Origin of the sequence: Paenibacillus profundus, from assembly GCF_021369635.1 — a bacterium.
Lineage (GTDB): Bacteria > Bacillota > Bacilli > Paenibacillales > Paenibacillaceae > Paenibacillus_B > Paenibacillus_B profundus.
The window spans coordinates 1-4,300 of record NZ_JAJNBZ010000077.1; the positions used below are offsets into that span (position 1 = coordinate 1).

A 4,300-nucleotide genomic window follows, 5' to 3' on the forward strand; every position below is an offset into this window, starting at 1 on the left:
GGTCATCATTTGTTGGTGACCGACAGATACATAAACGCGATTTTCCTGATCATTCACTTCCGGAATCGGGTATAACGTCGTGATTGGCCGACTCTGAACAATAGTAAAGGTATCATCAACCAGACACCATTCGATATCTTGCGGGCAACCAAAATAGGCTTCGATATGCCTTCCGATGCGTGCTAGTTGTAAAATTTGTTGCTCAGTCAGGGTTTGAGTCTTTTGCAGCTTAGGATCGATCTGTTGTGTCTCTGTTCCTCCTTCTTTTCGTCCATAGACCGCCAATTTTTTGGCTGCGATCCTCTTATCGACGATTTTCCCTTCCTTTACTTGATAACAATCGGCAGAGACCAGGCCAGAGACCAGTGCTTCTCCAAGTCCAAAACTGGCATCGATCGATATCACCTTTCGGTTGGAAGTAATCGGATCAGCGGTAAATAAAATTCCCGAAGCTTGTGGGAACACCATCCTTTGAACAATAACGGCTAAATAAACGTGACTGTGGACGAATCCATTTTGCATGCGATAAATGACTGCGCGATCCGTAAATAGGGAGGCCCAACATTTGCTGATATGCTTCAGGATGGCTTCTTTGCCGATAATATTTAAATAAGTATCTTGTTGACCAGCAAAAGAGGCATATGGCAAATCTTCAGCAGTCGCACTGGAACGCACAGCATATGCATGTTCCTCGCCAAACTGGGAGAGATATTGAGTTACTGCTTGCACAACATCAGAAGGAATTTCTACTTCCAAAATGATTTCTCGAATCTTCCTGCTGATTTCACCAATTTGATCTCGATCCTCAATGTTTAGCATCGTCAGTCGATTGAGCAAAGAATGGTACGTTTCGTTTTGCTCCACTGCTTTTTGATATCCTACTGTTGTCACACAAAAGCCTTCTGGTACTTGGATTCCTTCAATTTTTGATAACTCCCCTACATTCAACCCTTTTCCGCCAACGAGCAATAGCTGGTTATTTTTCATTTCCTGAAAACCGAGAACGAAAGAACTCATACCCTATCTCCCCTATCCATTCATTTGAGAATCAGCTCGGTACAACTGACCACATGCCGCATTAATGTCCGCTCCGAATTGAGTTCGGACCGTAACGTTCACACCGTACATTTTCAACGTCCGCACGAACGTTTCGATCCTCTCTGGATCAGTTGGCAAGTAGCTCTGAGGCGTTACTTCTGTTGAATTGTAGGGAATGAGGTTCACGTGGTAGAGGTGTTCCCAAGCTCCCCTTCCCCTCAACAGCGCAGCAACCGCTTTCGCATGCTCCGCCGAGTCGTTGAACCCTCGAAGTAAAATATATGCGATATACACCTTTCTTCCCGTATGTCGGATGTGGCGATCCAATGTATTCAGCACGTCGCGGAGCGGAAACCGCTTATTGATCGGCATCAGTTCGTTCCGTTGCTCGTCGAAAGGCGAATGCATCGAGAAGGTTAGATTGACCTGTGGAAACTCCTGCGTCAACCTCTCGATTCCTGGCAACAGGCCGATGGTGGAAATCGTAATCCTTCGATGTCCTAGACCGAAGAGATTTGGATTGGTCAAAATCGCCAGCGCATCGAATAGGTGCGGGTTGGCGAGCGCCTCCCCCATGCCCATGAAGGACACGCTGTCCAAGGCGTGGCCGTTCAAGTGAAAGTGAAGCAATTGGTCGGTAATTTCGTCGGCGGTCAGATTTCGTTTCAACCCGATAGTACCCGTTGCGCAAAAGCGACACCCAAAGCCACAACCGCACTGCGTGGAAATACAATACGATTTCCACCCCCGATCATAAGTAAGTCGTACGGCCTCTATGCGTTCGCCACCCTCGATGGCAAACAGCACCTTGCTGACCTGCTGCGATGTAATTTCCTTTACCGGAATAACGCTGGAGACATTTGGACCAAGCGTCCGGGCCAACGATTCTCGCAAAAATGTAGGCAGTATGGTGATCCGTTCGTATTCAGCAATTTTTTGTTTGAAAATCGCGTCCATCAATTGCCCATACCGATACGCAGGCTGCTTGAAGTCGGACAAGATTTGTCTAATGGTTTCATATTTCGAGGTTGGTTTCATGTGTTCTCCTTACCGCCGGAGAAAATGCAAAGAAAAGCAACCGTCATCCGGCGCTTTCATGCATTAACCAACTACGCAGGAAAAAACACGACGTGTTTGCGGACATCATCGCTACGTGCATCTGTCGATAGATTGGTAAACCTCCGGCAACAGATTTATCTTTTTGTGAACCGAGTCAGCCGGTTGGAACCGGTTCACATAATCATCTACAACCTCAACCTCAATGATCATCGTCTTCATCCTCCTAGAGTGTGTTAAACTTTCAGTTCCACAATTTTAGTTGCGATATGTTTGCAAAATTCGCTGTCGTGCTCCACGAAAAGGATCGTCGGCGAATGCTCCAGCAGCAGTTCTTCGATTTGCATCCTGGAAATGACGTCGATAAAATTGAGCGGTTCGTCCCACACATGCAAATGAGCGCGTTCGCAGAGGCTTTTCGCGATCAGAACCTTTTTCTTCTGACCCCCGCTATACGAAGCGATGTCCTTTTCAAACTGTAAGCGCGAAAAATCGAGTTTTCTCAAAATCGCTTTGAACAAGCTTTCATCAATCTCGCTGGATTTGGCGAATTCCGACAAATTGCCCTGCAACTGCGAGGTATCTTGTGATACGTAGGAAATTTTCAACTGACTCCCTTTTCGAAACACGCCGGAATAAAGAATCTCCTCGCCGCAAATCAGTTTGAGCAAACTGGATTTGCCTGAGCCGTTCGGACCGGAGAGCACGATTCTGTCCCCTTGCTCGATAGTAAAGCTGATATTGCTACACACGTTCTTTTCTCCATAATGAATCGAAACGCGGTCAAGCTCGACCAATTGGTGTTTATGATAAATCATCTGCGATATTTTCAGGCTTTCCGAGCTGTCGACGTTTCTCAGAAGCTGGGATCTTTCCTCGATCGCGGAGTGCTGTCTTTGCTCGATCGATTTGGATCGCTTCATCATTTTGGCAGCCTTGTGACCGATGTAACCTTTGTCGACCTTGGAGCCCGAGTTGCGGGTGCCGTTTTTCGTTTTTTCTACTTCGTGCGACCAGTTGCTCGTTCGCTTGGCCGCTTCGGACAGCCTCTTAATGTCCTTCCTCAGCTTTTCGTTCTCGGCCAGTTCGAAATTGTCCTGTCTTTGCTTATTCTCCCACCAGTCTGAGAAATGTCCGTTCTGGATTTCGATATTGGTCTTATTGATCGAAATAATGTGATCCACACAATTGTCGAGAAACGCCCTATCGTGTGACACCAACATAAAGCCGCTCTTGCCGTTCAAATAATCACTTACCAGCTTCCGAGCATGCAGATCCAGATGATTGGTCGGCTCGTCGATAAGCAAAAAGCTGTTCTCCTTCAAAAACAGGACTGCCAGCATTACCTTCGTCTGTTCTCCGTTGGACAACGAGTCGAACGGTCGATACAACACATCTTCTGATAACTTCAGCAGCGAGAACTCGCGCATGAGTTGCCAGTGCTCGTAGTCGGGATAGATGTCAGCTACCACATCGAATGTATATTTTTCCTTGTGTTCGACGTGGAACGGGAAATACTCGAAGCTGACGTTAGAGGAAATCGTTCCGCTGTATTCATACTTGCCGAGCAGCAGATTGAGAAACGTAGTCTTGCCCCGGCCGTTCCTCCCCGTAAAGCCCAATTTCCAGTTGGTATCGATTTGCAAACTTACATGCTCAAAAATGTTGTCGTAACTGCCGTCATAGGCAAACGTCAGGTTCGTTACCTTGATCAATGACATTCCAGAAACCTCCTTGGTTCACAAATAAAAAAGAGCCGCAAGAAAGTTGACCTTTCTTGCAGCTCAAAAAAATAAAACAAATCTAACCCTACGCAGAGTCAGATAAGGATATATTTTGAGTGAAAAGAATAAGGTAACTTTCTTGCCAATAAAGAATAAAACAGCACAAATAGAACTTGTTTTATTCCTTAAACGTTAGCAAGAAATTCTACATTATCCCCTTCAACTCCTATCGTAAGTGTTAGCGCAATAGTAACATACCAGATATTTCATTGCAACATCCCAGCAATGGCAACATTCATCTACTTCAGTTCAATTAGATCACATCAAAAACCATAGTTCGAGCCTTACTCCGTCACTGCATAGTTCCCTAGCGGTTCATGCAGCCTAAGGAAATCCTGCAGTTCGTCGGGTGCTTATTGAGCTAACTTCCCTCTATGAAGAATCACTTTTCTCTTAAATGCTCGCGTTTTCTTAGAATTTGA

At 45.8% G+C, this 4,300-nt stretch carries 3 protein-coding genes; all 3 read right to left on the bottom strand.

From position 1 onward, the window contains the following. Positions 1-1,017 (bottom strand): PEP/pyruvate-binding domain-containing protein (locus tag LQV63_RS31030; protein ID WP_325175947.1); only part of this gene is annotated, 1,017 nt, incomplete at its 3' end. Positions 1,018-1,029: 12 nt separating this feature from the next. Beyond that, complete coding sequence (locus LQV63_RS31035) at positions 1,030-2,076, bottom strand: Cfr family 23S rRNA (adenine(2503)-C(8))-methyltransferase (protein WP_233699625.1); 1,047 nt, start codon at positions 2,074-2,076, stop codon at positions 1,030-1,032. Between the two features lie 254 nt (positions 2,077-2,330). Next, positions 2,331-3,815 carry an Lsa family ABC-F type ribosomal protection protein gene (locus LQV63_RS31040; protein WP_233699626.1) on the bottom strand — a complete coding sequence of 495 codons (1,485 nt, stop codon included), beginning with the start codon at positions 3,813-3,815 and terminating at the stop codon, positions 2,331-2,333. Positions 3,816-4,300: the final 485 nt, after the last annotated feature.